The 15,715-nt window shown below is 59.8% G+C and carries 14 protein-coding genes; 5 read left to right on the top strand and 9 right to left on the bottom strand.

All coding sequences use genetic code 11. The features are described from left to right. Window positions 1–36: 36 nt before the first annotated feature. Together QWE_RS18995 and QWE_RS18990 are read left to right on the top strand one after the other, a co-directional pair. Window positions 37–1,350 carry a glycoside hydrolase family 130 protein gene (locus QWE_RS18995; protein WP_006727796.1) on the top strand — a complete coding sequence of 438 codons (1,314 nt, stop codon included), beginning with the start codon at window positions 37–39 and terminating at the stop codon, window positions 1,348–1,350. Between the two features lie 40 nt (window positions 1,351–1,390). Then, window positions 1,391–2,536 (top strand): AGE family epimerase/isomerase, encoded by a 1,146-nt coding sequence (locus QWE_RS18990; protein WP_006727795.1) that lies wholly within the window; start codon window positions 1,391–1,393, stop codon window positions 2,534–2,536. 331 nt (window positions 2,537–2,867) lie between these two features. On the opposite strand, the gene QWE_RS18985 is transcribed toward QWE_RS18990, so the two are convergent. Further along, window positions 2,868–3,713 carry a class I SAM-dependent methyltransferase gene (locus tag QWE_RS18985; RefSeq protein ID WP_006727794.1) on the bottom strand — a complete coding sequence of 282 codons (846 nt, stop codon included), beginning with the start codon at window positions 3,711–3,713 and terminating at the stop codon, window positions 2,868–2,870. Then, window positions 3,698–4,519: a winged helix-turn-helix transcriptional regulator gene (locus tag QWE_RS18980; protein ID WP_006727793.1), complete on the bottom strand. Its 822-nt coding sequence runs from the start codon at window positions 4,517–4,519 to the stop codon at window positions 3,698–3,700. The genes QWE_RS18985 and QWE_RS18980 overlap by 16 nt, the downstream gene beginning before the upstream one ends. Before the next feature lie 720 nt (window positions 4,520–5,239). On the opposite strand from QWE_RS18980, the gene QWE_RS18975 reads away from it, so the two are divergent. After that, complete coding sequence (locus QWE_RS18975; protein ID WP_006727792.1) at window positions 5,240–6,226, top strand: substrate-binding domain-containing protein; 987 nt, start codon at window positions 5,240–5,242, stop codon at window positions 6,224–6,226. Between the two features lie 111 nt (window positions 6,227–6,337). On the opposite strand, the gene QWE_RS18970 is transcribed toward QWE_RS18975, so the two are convergent. The 6 genes from QWE_RS18970 to QWE_RS25350 form a co-directional block, all read right to left on the bottom strand. Continuing rightward, a complete protein-coding gene (locus tag QWE_RS18970) occupies window positions 6,338–7,603 on the bottom strand; it encodes an ABC transporter substrate-binding protein (protein ID WP_006727791.1) in 1,266 nt (421 codons plus the stop codon). 25 nt (window positions 7,604–7,628) lie between these two features. Continuing rightward, window positions 7,629–8,465, bottom strand: a complete 837-nt coding sequence (locus tag QWE_RS18965) for a carbohydrate ABC transporter permease (protein WP_006727790.1) — start codon at window positions 8,463–8,465, stop codon at window positions 7,629–7,631. Continuing rightward, window positions 8,462–9,397: a carbohydrate ABC transporter permease gene (locus tag QWE_RS18960; protein ID WP_006727789.1), complete on the bottom strand. Its 936-nt coding sequence runs from the start codon at window positions 9,395–9,397 to the stop codon at window positions 8,462–8,464. Before QWE_RS18960 ends, QWE_RS18965 begins: the two co-directional genes overlap by 4 nt. Then, entirely contained in the window at window positions 9,390–10,559 is a 1,170-nt protein-coding gene (locus QWE_RS18955; protein WP_006727788.1) for an ABC transporter ATP-binding protein, read from the bottom strand. Before QWE_RS18955 ends, QWE_RS18960 begins: the two co-directional genes overlap by 8 nt. Beyond that, window positions 10,556–11,392: a metallophosphoesterase family protein gene (locus tag QWE_RS18950; protein WP_006727787.1), complete on the bottom strand. Its 837-nt coding sequence runs from the start codon at window positions 11,390–11,392 to the stop codon at window positions 10,556–10,558. Before QWE_RS18950 ends, QWE_RS18955 begins: the two co-directional genes overlap by 4 nt. A 127-nt stretch (window positions 11,393–11,519) precedes the next feature. Beyond that, the gene (locus QWE_RS25350) at window positions 11,520–11,687 is read right to left on the bottom strand and encodes a hypothetical protein (RefSeq protein WP_157790738.1); all 168 of its coding nucleotides are present in this window, start codon (window positions 11,685–11,687) and stop codon (window positions 11,520–11,522) included. Between the two features lie 166 nt (window positions 11,688–11,853). On the opposite strand from QWE_RS25350, the gene QWE_RS18945 reads away from it, so the two are divergent. Continuing rightward, window positions 11,854–12,780 (top strand): ArdC family protein, encoded by a 927-nt coding sequence (locus QWE_RS18945; RefSeq protein WP_006727786.1) that lies wholly within the window; start codon window positions 11,854–11,856, stop codon window positions 12,778–12,780. 275 nt (window positions 12,781–13,055) lie between these two features. Here QWE_RS18945 and QWE_RS18940 read toward each other — a convergent pair whose 3' ends face one another. Then, window positions 13,056–13,334: an HU family DNA-binding protein gene (locus QWE_RS18940; protein ID WP_006727785.1), complete on the bottom strand. Its 279-nt coding sequence runs from the start codon at window positions 13,332–13,334 to the stop codon at window positions 13,056–13,058. 443 nt (window positions 13,335–13,777) lie between these two features. On the opposite strand from QWE_RS18940, the gene QWE_RS18935 reads away from it, so the two are divergent. Next, window positions 13,778–15,589, top strand: a complete 1,812-nt coding sequence (locus tag QWE_RS18935; RefSeq protein WP_006727784.1) for a DUF6538 domain-containing protein — start codon at window positions 13,778–13,780, stop codon at window positions 15,587–15,589. Window positions 15,590–15,715 lie beyond the last annotated feature (126 nt).

Raw genomic sequence — 15,715 nt, 5'->3', positions numbered from 1 at the left:
CGCTCCAGTCATGCCGAGAATCACGAAGGATCAGTCTTGCTCCAGTCCAGTCTTCTCAACCGGCAGGCCCTCTATCTGAGGCCCGATCCGACGCGCGTTATCGTGCGGCCGTTCAAGCCGTCGACCGAACCTCGTCATCTCAATCCACGCGACAAGTCGCGGGCGAATGAAATCGTCGATCGCGTCCTCTCGCTGGATCCCACGGCCACGGCCAATCAATTGCGCGACATCCTCGCCAATTTCGATGGCAGGCACCGCAACCTGCTGCGCCAGTTCGAACTGCGGGCCGACGCGATGGAGGATGCTTTTCAGCACCACCAGCGCTTCAGCCAGCAGCAAAGACAACTGGTCGGCGCCTATTTCATGAACGAGTATTCCTTCGAGTCCGCCGCTCTGTTCAATCCGAGCATCGTGCCGCATCCGGATCAGTCCGGCGTGGCAGAAGGGAGCCGCCGGCTGATCATCAGTCTGAGGGCTGTCGGCGAGGGGCACATCTCCTCGCTCACCTTCCGCTCCGGCGTGATCGACGCCGAGGGGGGCGTCACCATCGATGCGCCGACGCAACTGGCAGGTCTGCCGGATATCCATGCGAGCGACGGCCTGGCGCCCGCCGGCTGCATCGGCCTGAGCTTCAAGGCCGAAAGTGACCTCAGCGAACGGGTCATCTTTCCAGTGACCGAGGCGCAGTCGAACGGCATCGAGGACGCCCGTTTCGTCGCCTTCGACGACGAGGGCGCAACGATCTACTTCGCGAGCTACACCGCCTATAGCGGCTCATCCATCCGCTCCGAGCTTCTGGAAACCACCGACTTCCTGAACTTCACCCTGACGCCGCTGCGGGGACCTGCTGCCCGCAACAAGGGCATGGCGCTCTTTCCCCGGCGCATCGATGGCCGCTATGCGATGATCGCCCGGCAGGACAGCGAAAACCTCTTCCTGCTCTATTCAGACGACCTGCATCAATGGGATGAGGGACGTCTCCTGATGAAGCCGGAATTCGCCTGGCAGTTTGTCCAGATCGGCAATTGCGGCTCCCCTGTCGAGATCGACGAGGGATGGCTCTTGTTCACCCATGGTGTGGGGCCGATGCGGCGCTATGCGATCGGGGTGACGCTGCTCGACAAGCATGACCCGAGCATCATCCTGTCGCGGACGGTCGAGCCGCTGCTACAACCCGAACCGACAGAGCGCGAGGGCTATGTGCCGAACGTCGTCTATTCCTGCGGTGCCATGCGGCATGGCGATCTGATCGCGCTGCCATATGCCGTCTCCGATACCTATTCCAACTTCACCACGATCAAGATCAGCAGGCTTCTGGAATCGATGCATCCCATCGGAGCAGCCTTATGAATGCGAAGCGTAGGTGGGCCGCCCCACCAGATGACCGGCCATGAGCGTCCAGCAATTGAAACGCGTCTTCCTCGAGGACATTCTTCCCACCTGGAGCAAATCCGGCTTCGACGAGACGTGCGGCCAATTCGTCGAATATCTGGAGCTGGATGGGGCGCCGCAGGAAGCAGGTGAGGTGCGGACCCGAACCGTGGCCCGTCAGATCTATGTGCACGCCCATGCATCCCACCTCGGCCTTGCCCCTTCTGCCTCTCTCGCCATGGCAGAACGGGCCTTCGCCAACCTGCACCGCGTCGCCTGGGTCAGGGGGAAGCGTGGTGGCTATACGAGAAGCTTCAACCGCCATACCGAGCTCGTCACCGATCCGGTTCGCGATCTCTACGACAATGCCTGCGTGCTGCTCGCGCTCTCCTGGCTGCTGACGGCGACCGGCAAGGATGTCTACCGACACCAGATCGAACAGACGATCCTGGCGGTCGACCGGACCCTGACCGACCCCTTTGGTGGCTGGGCGGAAGATAGCAACGGCACGCTTCCTCGCCGCCAGAACCCGCACATGCATTACCTCGAAGCGACACTGGCCTTGTGCGAGAACAACCGGACCCCCAAGCATATGAGGTCGGAAGGCAAGGCCTTTGCACTGTTGCGATCGCATTTTCTTGTCGCACCGAATGGGCCGCTTCACGAATTTTTCGGCCCCAAATGGGAACTTGCCGAGCGATACGGATCCGATCGGCTGGAGCCAGGCCACATGTGCGAGTGGGTCTGGTTGGCGACCCGTCACGACAGTCTCGCGCGCAGCGATAACACCAAGATATGCCTGGACCTGTTCTCGACCGCGCTGGCCGTCGGGCGCACGCCGGGCTCGCTTTTCCTGGTCGATACCGTATCCGTAGGTAAGCCGATCAGCCCGTCACGGCGCCTGTGGCCGCAGGTGGAGATGCTCAAGGCGTTCATGGCGCTCCACGAGCGACTTGGCTTTCCGGGATATCGGACGGAGGCGGACGACGTCGCCGCCGCAATCCTTGCTGCTTACATGACGGGCGTGCCACGCGGTTGCTGGCATGACTGTCTCGACCTCAACGAGGTGCCGACTGCTCGCACGATCCCGGCAAGCTCGCTCTATCACCTTTGGACGGCCGTCGCGGATCCGGTTGCCTCTGGCGTCGGCCATCTATGTGGCTGAAAAATATGAAAAAGATAAGTTGGCTCGGAGTCTGGATTCTGACGTGATTTCAGTGTCTCAGAAAAATAGTCTTTGATTTCCTCTGTTTTCCTGCCGCGAGCAACCGTGGACGTCATCTTTGTGCCCTGGCTTTGGCCGACGTCAACATGGCGGGAGAGTGGCAATTATTTCCGCTCGGGAGCGTCAAGCCGGGGTTGAAGCGGACACGTTCGCGCGACAGCTTTGCGCCTTCATTTTGGTCGTTCGGTCGTCTTTTGAAATTTCTGTAAGCTGCCGATCTGATCGGTAGTGAAACACCTCGTCCGCGCCAATCGGACGTGGCGCCTGAAACCTACGGCACCCGAACGGTGACCCGCAAGAACGAGGCGAGGATCTTCGTGGCGTCATTGGTCCGGGCCTGGTTCTGCCGGTTGAACAGCAGATCAAGCTCATTCTGCAATTCCTCGCCCTTTCCAGTCCTGGCCGCGGCCTCGAAGGCATTCATGGTCGGACCATAGAAATCGCGGAACTGACCGAGGAAATTCGTAGCCGGGCCCGGGTAATTGAACGTGTAAGTATCTTTCTCACAGGTGATGTTTCCAGGAGGAATGCCGGCGGCTTCGAAGCGCTCGATCACATTGGCTTCCACGCCCCAGGTCATCGGACTGACGAAGCCTTCCGGCGGCGGCGCTGAATAGGTCGAGCTTATCCTGAGTATCTGCGCCACGAGGGTAGGGTCGCCGGGAATCCAATTGCCCATGACGATCCTGCCACCGGGCTTGGTGACGCGCACCATTTCTTTCGCTACATCGGCGGGCCTGGGTGCGAACATGGCGCCGAAGATCGAGACGACGACGTCGAATCCCCTGTCTTCGAGGTTGACCAGATCGCTCGCGTCGCCCTCTTCGAAGCGAATGTTGGAAAGCTGTAGGGCCTTGGCACGGGCATTGCCTGCGGCGACAAGATTGCGGGCAATGTCCACGCCCACAACACTCGCGCCGGCCTGCGCCGCGGGTATCGCGGTAGTACCGTCCCCGCAACCGAGGTCCAGCACCCTTATGCCATTTTCGACGCCGAGCGATTTAACGAGGGCCTCACCGCTCTCGCGCATCGCAGCGGCAATACGCGTGAAGTCACCCTTTTCCCAGAGCGCCTTATTGGCATTGGGAACCGAAGTGGTGGTCACATTGGCATCCATGGGGGTCTCCTTTCGTGGTTTGAACGAGACCAACCAATCACTGTTTCGACCGGCCAGATAGTGCAGGAAATGGAGCGAACCGATACAGATTGTGAAGCGGTCTCTCTGGCTGCAGCCTGGTGCTCCGGAGCGGGCGCATAGCTGCTACGCACCATCCATGTATCCAGCGTGGCAATTAACTTGCGGTCGCCGATCAAGACGATAGAGTTTGCATCGATTTCACTGTGCAGAGTCGACCATCCCATCCATGCCGAGGTCATCGCCTTCAGGTCGGCCCTGATGAACAGATCGACGTCGTGGCCTGGATCGAGCAGGCAGAGATCGACGGGCTGGCCCGGACGAGCGACGAGCCAATAGTGCCGTTCGCTCTCGATCAATTCCGGATAGGTGAACTGGATAACCGTCGTCTTGCCACGCGGGATGGCGGTGGTATCGATCTTCTGGCGCATGTTCCACATCAACAGACGCGCATCGAGTTTGGTTAGGGAGACTTCCTTGTCGATATTTCGATGCGCCCATTTGCCTAAAGCCTGCACCACGGGCTTCAATTCGTCGGCCATGGGGGTCGTGGTGTAGCCCGGCTCACCGGCATCGCTTTCCACACGACGAACCAGGCCGTGGTGTTCCATTTCCTTCAGGCGTTTCGACAGGAGAGTAGGAGAGATACCGGGCACACCGCGGCGGATCTCGTTGAAGCGCGTGGCGCCGTGCGACAGTTCACAGAGGATCAGCAGTGTCCAGCGGGGTTCGATGATGTCGCAAGCTTTGGCCACGGGGCAAAAGCTGTCATAGCAGTCGGAAGACATGATTACCTCCCAAAGAAACCATTCTTAATGCGGCGTTTGTTGGCGTCCAGTCCTGAAAGTGTAGCACTTTCTGGCAGCCGCGCGTCAGCTATCTGGAGTGCCTAGATCTGCGCTGCTCCATCGCCGTGGGAAAGACGTCCGTTCTTCGTCCAATTGCGTAGGCGATCTGATGGCGGTAGAACGATAATCCGTCTCCGGCCCCGATCACGCTGACGATTAGCCGAAGGGGAACGGCGGCTTCCGAGAACCCGACGGAGACATTGGAATGGCGACGAGGGGGTCGGACGCGGTCATTGGGGTCGCCCGCGCTCTATGGCAGCTATCTCATCCCACCCCCAGGACTGGACGGTCCGCTCGCGGCCCCATTCCAGCCTCCAACCTTGGAAATTCATATCTCCTTTTGACGCTACGCGTCGCGGCGTCCCGCAACGATGCGTCATCATCACTTTAGCGCCCATCTGCGGCTTGATGGGCGGTCCGGTGATGTCACACTCCAGTCACGGTCGGCGACGTAAAGCCAGATGGCTGAGGCCATTGAGGAAGGTTGAGCAGACGGATGGAGGCTTGCTCGCGCGACGTCCATCTGAACTGATGGGAACCCATTTGATCGGGTGATAGCCGACGCAGCCGGTTGCGGCCTTCGTCAGAGCATCATCGAGTGGTGCTAAAGGTTGCATCCCGGCCGGCCGCCATGCGTCTATTGAAGTGAGCGATGAGAAGATGTCGACGATCGAGGAAATCGCCTCCCGGGCCGGGTGCTCCATGGCCACTGTCAGCCGTGTGCTGAACCGCAGCGGCCCGGTCAGTGAAGCCATGCACAGACGTGTCCGCAAGGCGGCACGTGAGCTTGGATATCAAAAGGTCGAGGGAAGCACTGCCGCAAATCGCCGTCGCCCGGTCGTCGGCGTATTGATCCCCAGCATCAGCAACCCCGTCTTTGCCGCGTCATTGTCTGGCATCCAGAGCCGCATGCGGGTCGCCGGACATGGCGTTCTAATTGCCCAGTCCGACTACGACCCGGCCCGTGAACCCGATGCGATCGAAGCCCTTCTGGCCGAAATTCCAACGGGCCTCATCATCACCCTTTGCAATCCCCTGGTCAGCCAATCGACCTTGTCTGCAGATCTGCCGCCGACTGTCCTTCTCCACAACCAGCCAACATCACGCTTCAAGGCCGCCGTCACCACGGACAATAGACGTGCTGGAAAAGAGCTTGCCAACCACCTCATCCATCATGGGCATCGCCGGATCCTGTTTGTATCCGGCCGCTTTGAGAGCTCCGACCGGGCCCGAGCGCGCTTTGAAGGCTATTGCGACGCCATGCAAGAAGCCGGTCTGGAGATTGCGGACGCCCTACAAGTCTCTTTCGCGACGGGTTACGGCGAGATGGATCTTTCAGGGGTTCTGTCGCTCTATCGGCCGACCGCCATCATTGCCTCCAACGATCTTTTGGCGCTCGGTGTGATTAGCGCAGTGAGACGGGAAAAGCTGCAGGTGCCGGATGACATTTCTGTCGCGGGATTTGACGGGATCGCCATCGGGCGACTGATGGATCCGCCCTTGACCACAATCGAAATGGCCGACACCAGCATGGGCGCAACAGCTGCGTCGCTCCTCCTCGACATGGCAGCAAATTCAGCTCTGCCGCGCCATCTGACGCTGGGTTTCAAGCTCAATCCGGGCGGTACTGTTCGATCGCTTCCTTGACTGCCCCCAGTCTCCGTCCCCGTCATTCAAGGCACTTGTGGTGTGCAGAGGGCGCGCCGCCTTTTTTGGCAAGCGGCGCGCAAGCCGGGTCTTCGTGAACGAGCGCTGTCTTCAGCTTCTCGGCAGCAGGCCCTCGACTTCCGCCGCAGCGTCGTCGAGCGCTTCCTTCGGTTCGGCCGACTGCTCGACGACCCGTGACAGGTTTTCCACGATCGTCTGCGTGACCTTCACGCCGTTTGAGCCGGGGAATGCGTACCAGGGTTGCATCAGCGGCATCTGCTCGAGACCGGCGCGGAACAGCGGGTTTTCCTTGTAGAAGTTACCGAGATAATCCGGCGAGGTGGCGGCAAGCTCATTGTTCGGGACATATCCGGTGCCGGGAACGACAACCGAGGCGCCGTAGGGACCGGCTGCGAACTTGATGAACGTCCAGGCAGCTTCCTGCTTCTTAGCGTCGCGAGTCAGCATGACCGCAGCATTGCCGCCGGTCGGCAGCTTGCCGTTGACGGGATCAAGGCGCGGGATCGGGCCTGTGCGAAGGTCGAACTTGTCGCCGACATTCTTGATGGTATTGCGCAGCGCTCCAGTGGTCTGGAAGGCAAAGCCGACCTTGCCAGCGACGAAGGCCTGCTCGCCCGCCTGCTTGGTGAAGACTGGAAGGCCGCCTTCCTTGACCATGCGGTCGACCAGTTCAAAAGCCTTCAAACCTTCCGGGCCATTGAAGGCGACACTTGCCTCATCGTCACTCAGCATCTGGCCGCCGGCGCCGAACAGGAGCGCGGAGAACATCCAGTCGTCACCCTGCCAGCGAAAATCGATGCCTTCATTGCCGTCGCCAAGCGCCTTGATCTTCGACGAGAGCGCGATCACTTCGTCCCAGGTCTTTGGCGGCTGATCGGGATTGCCACCGACTTTGCGCACGAGATCGGCATTGTAATACATGATCGGGTTGGATGTGGCGAAGGCAAGTCCGACCTGTTTTCCCTTGACCTGGGCAAGCTTCAGGATGTTGTCGGAAAAGCCCTGCTCGGCCATGTTGCCGTCTTTTTCCATGAAGGGGCCGAGATCGACGGGGATGTCACGCTCGTTGACCATGCGCAGGCGGTTGAGGCCGATGAAGGTGACGTCAGGCATTTCGGCCGTGCCAGCCTGGCGCATGATCGTCTGGATGCCTTCCTCATAGGTGGCGGAAGGATTGGCGAAGGTGATCTTGATGTCTGGATTTTCTTCCATGAACTTCTTCGAGATCGTGTCCATCACGTCCTTGAAGAAGCCCGGCATAGGATAGTGGACATTGAGCGTGGTCTCGGCATGGGCCGGGATGCATGTCGCCAGCGACACCGCTGCGGCGGCGAGAGCCTTCTTGAGATAAGTCATCGCAGTTCTCCTGGGTTGAGACCGGTCAGCCTTTGAGACCGGTCATGGTGATGCCCTCGACAAAGCGTTTCTGCGCAAGCAGGAAGGCGAGCACGAGGGGAAGGGTGATGATGAGGGTGGCAGCCATCAGCGCGCCGTAATCGTCGCCGGCTTCCGCCGCGCGGAAGTAAAGCAGGCCAAGCGGCGGGGTGGCGTAATTCTGGTTGGTCACCACGATCAGCGGCCAGAACAGGTCGTTCCAGTGGGCGACCACCGAAAAGATCGAAAAGGCGGTAATGGCCGGCCAGGCATTCGGCACGATCACGCGCGCAACAATGCCGGCCTCGGACATGCCATCGAGGCGGGCGGCATGGATCAGGTCGTCCGGGATGCCGCGGAAGAACTGCAGGAAGAGGAAGATGGCAAAGACCGAAATCGAGAAGGGAGCGACCAGCGCGAAATAGCTGTTCAGCACCGACAGACGATCAAAGGCGACGTAAAGCGGAAGTGCTGTCGCGTGGATCGGCACCAGCAGGCCAAGCATGACCAAAGCCATCATCAGTCGCGCAGCGCGAAAGGAAAGCTTCGCCATGGCATAGGCGCAAGGGATTGCCACCAGGATCTGCACGACAAGGATCAGGCCGCAAACGATGACGCCGTTCAGCAGCAGGTTTCCCATCGACACGCGACCGAAGGCTTTTGCGAAATTCTCCGCATAGGACCAGGTCTGCGGGATGAGGGTAAGCGACGACGAGAAGATTTCGCTTTGCGCCTTGCCGGCCGTCGAGATCATGAAGATGTAGGGTGCAAGGAAGACGAGCGCGCCAAGGACAAGCAAAGTGAGGCGCAGGGCGCGAAGCGGCGTGAAGCGATCGGTGATCATGTGTAGTGCACCTTCCGGTCCATGACGCGGTATTGAAGGACCATCAGCGAGACCAGGATTGCGAGAAAGATGACGGTCATCGCAGAGGCATAACCGACCTTCAGATAGACAAAGCCTTCCTGGTAGATGGTGAAAAGCAGGACCTCGGAGGCCTTGTTCGGGCCGCCTTCCGTCAGTGTCTTCACCGTCTCGAAGACCTTGACGGCGTTGATGATCGAGATCGTTGTGACAAACAGCGTGGTCGGTCCAAGCATTGGCCAGGTGACAAGGCGGAAGCGCGACAGGGCTGAGCGCGCCCCGTCCACCTCTGCTGCCTGGTAGAGGTCGCGCGGAATGGCAGACAGGCCGGCCAGGAAGAGAACCATGTTGAAGCCTGTCGCCTGCCAGATGCCAATGATCGACAGGCTCGTCATCACAGTGCTCGAAGCGCCAAGCCAGTTCGGCCCGTTGATGCCAATCATGGAAAGTGCCGCGTTGATCGGACCGATGGTCGGATGGAACAGGTATTGCCAGACTGTTGCCATGGCGACGAGCAGCGACGCGACGGGGAGGAAATAGGCCGTGCGAAATAGGCCTTTGCCAAAGCCCTCGCTCTCGATCAAAAGCGCAATACCAAGTCCAAGCGCCATGGAGACGGGGGCCACGATCGCTGCATAGACCGTCGTATTCCAAAGCGATCTCTTGAAGGTGCGGTCGTTCAAGAGATCGGCATAGTTTTCAAAGCCGACGAAATTGAAACTGCCATAGCCGAGCTCGAAATCGGTAAAGCCCAGGAAGATTACGGCAGCCGTCGGCAAGATGACGAAGCTGAGCAGGAGAAAGAGGGCCGGGGCAGAGAGCAGGAGCGCAATGCGGGCTTCTCGGCGCCTGGCCGCTTCCGCAGTGCTGATGCCCGCAAGTGCCGGGCCATCATCGACAGCAAGACTAGCCATGCATGGCCTCCGGGCGTTTGGCCGAGACCGTGGCGATGTCGGCCAGCAGCCGATCACCCTTGTCGTCGAAGATCAGAATCGCTGAAGGGTCGAGTTTCAGGTCGACCGGCTGGCTAGCGGAAAGGCCGATCGCTTCGGCCGGCGTGATCTTTGCCACGATGGTCGCGTCCAGGGCTGCAAGCCGGGTAAAGACAATGACTTCCGACCCCAGAAATTCAAGCCGCTCGACGCGTGCCGGCAGGCTGCCTTCGCCGGCGCGTCTCAGGTGAACGAATTCCGGACGGAAAGCCACGGTGACGGGCGTGGTCGGTCTGAAAGGAGCGCGAGGCAGCAGGCGGACATCGCCCGCCTGTACGAGGCCCTTGTCGTCGACGACGGTGGGCAGGAGATTGATGCGCGGCTGGCCCAGGAACTTGGCGACTTCGAGATGGACAGGCTCGTCATAGATCTGGCGGGGGCTGTCGAGTTGCAGCAGGCGTCCACCGATCATCACGGCGACCCGGTCGGCCATCGACAGCGCCTCGGACTGATCATGTGTCACATAGAGCGTCGGGACACCGGCCCGGCGGTGCAGTTCGACGATCTCGCCGCGCGCGTGAACGCGCAGATTGGCATCGAGGTTGGACAGAGGCTCGTCCATCAGGAAGACGCTTGGATGGCGCACCATGGCGCGGGCGAGAGCCACGCGCTGGCGCTGGCCCCCCGACATCTGCCCCGGCTTGCGGTCAAGAAGATGGTCGATCTTCAAAGAGGTCGCCATGGTCTGAACCTGGCGCTGGATCTCGGCTCTGATCTTTCGCTGCTCTGGCAACAGACCGCCGATCACGGGCAGGCGTCCGGCTGTCGACAGACGGCGCATGGCCAAGGGAACGGCAATGTTCTGACCCGCGGTCAGATGCGGGTAAAGCGCGTAGGACTGAAAGACCATGGCGATGTTGCGATCACCGGCCGCCCGTGAAGACACGTCTTCACCGCCGATGATGATCTCACCCCGGTCGGCATGATCAAGGCCGGCGACGATGCGAAGCAGCGTGCTCTTGCCGCAGCCGGAGGGACCAACAAGGGCAATGAACTCACCGGCTTCGGCCTTAAGGCTGACACCCTTCAATATGCTGTTGCCGCCATAGGACTTGTTGACGTCTCGAAGACTGAAGGCACTCATTGCGCGGCCTCCACAGACGCAGCTGTACTGTTGCGCGGATAGACCTCGTCGATCACCTCATCGAGCACATGTGCTGTCGTGCCGGCAACCGAAACCAGCTCGCTGTCAACCCCGGTGCCGAGCCGGTGGATCGCCGCGCCAACCAGGCGTCGACCCGGCATCTCCCGCTCCAGCTTGTCAATGATGAAGGAGGTCGGCGGTGCCCAGACAAGCTGCGTTTCACCCAGCATGCCTTGCCAGGCCCAATGAAGGTGACCGCTGGCAAACAGCGCGACCTGATGCTCTTTCAGCAAATCCAGGATTTCGCGACGTGGTCCGGGCGCTGCTCCCCAATAGCCGTTGTCCCCTTCATTCGGGTCGTCGACGAAGAGGGGCTTGTGGGCGAAAATGACGACGCGGCGACCATCACGGTTTGCAAGGGTCTCGCTCAGCCAGCGACGCTGTGCCTCTTCCTCGACATGACCGGATCCGATGAGCAGGCTGTTGATCCCGATGATCAGCCAGTCGCCGATATCCTTGGCAAAGCGGTCCGGCCCGACGAGATCGCGCCAGCGTGTCAGGCGCAGATCGTCAACCGGCTGATGAGACCCCGGCATGTGTCCGACATCGTGATTTCCAGGCACGACGAGCACCGGCACCGTCAGTTCGCCAAGCAGCGCCATGGAAAAACTGAGATCTTCGTCTAGATCGGCCCCATCGACAGACAGGTCGCCGGTATGGATGACCAGGTCGGGCTGTTCGTCTTCAATCCACTGGCGGATCGGATCCCAATTGCCGTTGAAATGCGGCTTGCTCGGGCTGAAATGCGTGTCGCTGATTTGGATGATCTTCATCGCTTGCACCTTGTCTTGACGAGGCGGCAGCGCGATCCCGAACGAACCGGCTGCCTTCGTCGACGTCTTTAGGCGCTCAGCATGTCAGCAACGTAAGATGGCTTTCAGTCTCCTTCCAGTTTCGTCATCAATCCGTCACTCGGCCACGTTTCACCGTTTCTCGCTCCAAGGTCGATCCGCGGTCGACGGTGTCGAGGACGGCTGCCGGTGGGGCATGGCATCCGCGATCGCCTTCGATCAGATCTTCAAGCCTGTTGACGATCTGGCGGCGCCTCCTCTCAACGAACCACACCATGGCTGCCTTTCTTGGGCGTTCCTGACAGGCCCTCAATCCCATGCAACGGTCTCAACCGTCTTTTCGCTTCGCCCGCCCCTTCGGGGTGCATGGGCTGTTTTGGCCTGTCTCTCCGGACGCCATCAGGCCGCGATGGTCGCGGTCTCCACTGCGAAAGGAGACAATCATGTCGAAATCATCGTCATCCAAATTCGATGTCCATCAGGAAGTCACCAACCGCATCGTCGATGCTCTCGAACATGCCGGCGAATTCCAGCTCCCCTGGATCGGTAACACAGCGACAAGCTTCGCACGTCCCGTCAATGTCGCATCGCGCAAGCCCTATAACGGCGTGAACATTGCCAGTCTCTGGGTCGCGGCCCAGGCGTCAGATTATCCCTCCAATGTCTGGGGTACATACCGCCAGTGGCAAGAGGCCGGTTGCCAGGTGCGCAAGGGCGAGAAATCCACGCTCGTCGTCTTCTACAAGACTTTCGATGCCGAGCAGATCAATGAACAGACCGGCGAGGCCGAGCCGGCCGAACGTAAGGTTCTGCGCGCCGGTTGGGTCTTCAATGCCGTCCAGGTGGATGGCTTTCCGCTTGATCAGGTTGATATCCCGGATCTGCCGGCATTCGATCCGATTGCTCGCGCCGAAGCCTTCGTTACGGCAACCGGTGCCGTGATCGAGGAGGGGGGTGACAAGGCCTGCTATCTTCCCTCGGCTGACATGATCCGCATGCCGGAGCGTCGCCGCTTCATGGGAACGGCCACCACAAGCCCTGCAGAGGGATTTTACAGCACGCTCTGCCATGAACTGACCCATTGGGCAGGCGCAAAGGGCCGACTTTCACGCGATCTTTCCGGCAGATTTGGCACGGAAGCCTATGCCATGGAAGAGCTTGTCGCCGAACTGGGGGCTGCCTTCCTGTGCGGCGATCTCGGTCTGGTACCCGAGCCGCGTCTCGATCATGCCCAGTACATCAAGCACTGGTTGACCGTGCTGAAGTCCGACAAGAAGGCGGTGTTCACCGCAGCGTCGAAAGCCTCCGAGGCGAGCAACTGGTTGATGTCTCTGGCTGCGAAGCGTCACGACATCGGGGGTGCGGCGTGAGCCCCATCCCTTTGACGAGTTTGGCAATCGCGCGATACGCTCAACATAGCTGAGCAAATTCCATGTATTTCGAACCCGCTAAAAAAGCTGCGGGCAAGAACGCGTCATGGATGCCTGTTGGCTGCCACAGCGCCCGTATCGCTTGCCACTGAGGCCACAAACTGCAATCCATGGGGTAAGATCGTGTCTCATGCCGCCTTGGCCGGCATGGCGGCCAAGGCGGGTCGTGTGCAGATCTGGCGCCGATAGGGCCACCAGTTCCGGCGAATAATGCCTTAGCCGTTCAGCGCATCTTTCAAAGCTTTACCGGGCGTGAATGCCAGCTTCTTTGCCGCAGCAATCTTGATGGTGGCACCGGTTGCAGGATTGCGACCTTCCCGTTCAGGCGTATCCTTGACCTTGAACTTGCCAAAAGACGGGATCGACGTCTCAGCGCCGGCCTTTGCTGCTTCAACAATCTGGCTGAAAACGCTCTCGACGATCGCCTTTGCCTGAGCCTTCGTCAGGTTCTGTTCGGATGCGATTTTGTCGGCAATTTCGTTTGTCGATGTCATGCTCTGGTTCCTCGATGGGTTGCAATCCACCAGCTGTGTCCCAGAAAACCAGGCAGGAATAGCCGAATAGGTCTGAGGACCCTTGCTGACTGTGCATAAACCACAGGAAAATTGGGCTAGTGCGGGCTTGTCGTGGCGCCGATGTCTGCCATTTCAGCCGCATAAAGGAAAAGCTGGCGGAGGCAGACTGCAGTATCCGAGTGTGTAGGGGGGCTCTCACAGCTCTGAGCAGTTGTGAGGATTTCGGCCAAGCGTCCGGAGATAGCATTCACACCGATCGGTTGGCACTATCAATCCTTAAGATTCTCACTCTGTACGGCCTGCCGTTCAAGCGCGATGATTGCTGCTGGCCCCTCATTCGCAGGAGCCGTTAAGCACATCCAGTGAAGTTTTGCTTCGTCCATGCGGCATAGGCTCAACAACCCGCAGATCGATGGAGACAGATGTCAGCTAAACGCCCCGGCCGCTATCTTGCGCAGACATCTGCCTCCTACATGTTTCAGATAAGGCTTCCATCGAAGCTTGATGCCGGGCGATCGTTGATCAGGATCAGTCTTCAGACAAGGAGACTTGCAGACGCGCGGTGGCTGGCCGAAGCCTTGGCCGTCAAAGCGCGGCTGGTCTTCAAGGCGGAGCTCCAGGAGACCCGGCAGACGGGTGGCAATCCTCTTGCGACGCCTGGCATTCAGGCTTTGGAAACTGGCCGTGCGGCCGGTGGGTGCCTCGCCACCGTCATTAAAAGACGCCTCAAGGCTGAGCTTGCGCTCATGACGGCCGAGGCACAAAGTCCAGCCTGCGCTACAGATCAACAGCATCTGCTATCGCCGCAGCCTGATATCGAGGACACCATCAAACTTGCCGCCCGGATGGCGGTCGACGAGTTCCTGATGGAGGCCGCTGATCGCATCAGGCAGAAGCTTGAGGGCAAGCTGGCAAAGGGTTGCCAGCAAAGTAGTCGCGAGAGTGTTTCGCAGTCTGTCCCCGAAATGGCAGTCTCGACAGACAGTTTTGCTGAGCGACGAGCCGGGAAGAAAGGCGGGGCTGCATTCAAGCGAGAGGGCACTCTGCTATCACCGCACGAGCCTGACAGCCGCGGTGATACACTCCCGGCCTTTCTGCTCGATAGGAGGGCTGTCCCGCGCAAGAGGTCAAGGCTCCCGAGGTTCAGCCTCGTTGCAGCCGACTATCTGAAGCTTCGCAGCATGGTCGCGCCCGAAAACACCAAGGACGTCGGGAGCGCGCGCTCAAGGATTTCGGTCTTTCTGGACCTGATCGGGGATCATCCGGTCGACCGCTACGAAGCCGCCGATCTGCAAGCCTTCGTTCTTCTGATGGCCGACTGGCCAGCCAGGCCGAGCCTGCGAAACCACAGGTCAGCCTTTGAGGTTCTCGAAGAGTCAAGGCGACTTGGCCACCGGCCTTTGGCTGAAAAATCAGTCAAGGACGGCTATGTGGCAGCTGTCCGGGCAGCAATGCGATCGGGAATGACGTCCTATTCTTATCGGGATCCCTTCCAGGAAGTGTCTTTGCGCTATCCATGCAGTCTTGCCCCATCGCGACAGACCGCCTCGCTCAGTGCAAAACAGCTGACAACCTTGTTTCGGATCGGCGTTGACGCAGGCCACATGGATGCAGCCATGCTGCCGCTGCTTGGGCATCTGACGGGGCGGCGGCTTTCGGCTCTGATCTACCTCAGGGGGATCGATATCGTTGAAAAATTCGACAATGTCTGGGTCGCGCAACCGAAGAGTCTCGTCGAAATCGAGGGGCAGGCGCGTCGGGTGCCCCTGAAAACGAAGGCGAGCCTCAGCTTTTTTGTGCTGCACGCATTCTTGCATCGCATCGGTTTCATCCAGTGGGCGATAAGCTGTGGCAACCAGTTTCTGTTCCCGGATCTCATGCGCCTCGCCGATCCTTCCAAGAGCGCCTCCCAGTATATGCAGCGCCTGTTTAGAAAGGCCGGGATCGCACCGGGTTGCGGTGAGGTCTTTCATTCGCTGCGTGGTGATTACATCGACACTTTGCGTGATCATCAGGTTGGTCCGCGAGCCGGCAGGATCCAGGTTGGTCATTCGCTCGGGGCAGACGTTCATGCACACTATGGCTTGAAGTCACTCAATGAGGCATCAGCGGTGGCTCTTGCCGGTCTGCCGATGCGACCCGATGTCGATTACTCAGTGTTCGAGACGCTCGATTTCGTGCAGCTTGCCAATAACCACCGAAGGAAAGGGGTTCGTGGCGTCGTGCCGCGCTGAGTGTGCTGATCGCCACGATCAATTGAGGACTTCGTATCGTCAGTCCCGTCCCTGGCCTCGGCCCCAGCCCCAGCCCCAGCCCCAGCCCCAGCCCCAGCCCCAGCCCCGTTAGGGTCTGCGCTCCTT

The sequence above is a fragment of the Agrobacterium albertimagni AOL15 genome, assembly GCF_000300855.1.
GTDB classification, from domain to species: Bacteria; Pseudomonadota; Alphaproteobacteria; order Rhizobiales; family Rhizobiaceae; genus Allorhizobium; species Allorhizobium albertimagni.
The sequence above is the reverse complement of the archived record's forward strand: the minus strand, read 5'-3'. Positions and strand labels throughout refer to the sequence as shown.

What these genes read in the sequence shown, in the direction of transcription:
- QWE_RS18955 (WP_006727788.1), bottom strand. Translation starts at nt 10,559, where the DNA reads ATGAGTGCCTTCAGTCTTCGAGACGTCAACAAGTCCTATGGCGGCAAC.
- QWE_RS25350 (WP_157790738.1), bottom strand. Translation starts at nt 11,687, where the DNA reads ATGGTGTGGTTCGTTGAGAGGAGGCGCCGCCAGATCGTCAACAGGCTT.
- QWE_RS18975 (WP_006727792.1), top strand. Translation starts at nt 5,240, where the DNA reads ATGTCGACGATCGAGGAAATCGCCTCCCGGGCCGGGTGCTCCATGGCC.
- QWE_RS18945 (WP_006727786.1), top strand. Translation starts at nt 11,854, where the DNA reads ATGTCGAAATCATCGTCATCCAAATTCGATGTCCATCAGGAAGTCACC.
- QWE_RS18970 (WP_006727791.1), bottom strand. Translation starts at nt 7,603, where the DNA reads ATGACTTATCTCAAGAAGGCTCTCGCCGCCGCAGCGGTGTCGCTGGCG.
- QWE_RS18935 (WP_006727784.1), top strand. Translation starts at nt 13,778, where the DNA reads ATGTCAGCTAAACGCCCCGGCCGCTATCTTGCGCAGACATCTGCCTCC.
- QWE_RS18940 (WP_006727785.1), bottom strand. Translation starts at nt 13,334, where the DNA reads ATGACATCGACAAACGAAATTGCCGACAAAATCGCATCCGAACAGAAC.
- QWE_RS18965 (WP_006727790.1), bottom strand. Translation starts at nt 8,465, where the DNA reads ATGATCACCGATCGCTTCACGCCGCTTCGCGCCCTGCGCCTCACTTTG.
- QWE_RS18950 (WP_006727787.1), bottom strand. Translation starts at nt 11,392, where the DNA reads ATGAAGATCATCCAAATCAGCGACACGCATTTCAGCCCGAGCAAGCCG.
- QWE_RS18985 (WP_006727794.1), bottom strand. Translation starts at nt 3,713, where the DNA reads ATGGATGCCAATGTGACCACCACTTCGGTTCCCAATGCCAATAAGGCG.
- QWE_RS18980 (WP_006727793.1), bottom strand. Translation starts at nt 4,519, where the DNA reads ATGTCTTCCGACTGCTATGACAGCTTTTGCCCCGTGGCCAAAGCTTGC.
- QWE_RS18960 (WP_006727789.1), bottom strand. Translation starts at nt 9,397, where the DNA reads ATGGCTAGTCTTGCTGTCGATGATGGCCCGGCACTTGCGGGCATCAGC.
- QWE_RS18990 (WP_006727795.1), top strand. Translation starts at nt 1,391, where the DNA reads ATGAGCGTCCAGCAATTGAAACGCGTCTTCCTCGAGGACATTCTTCCC.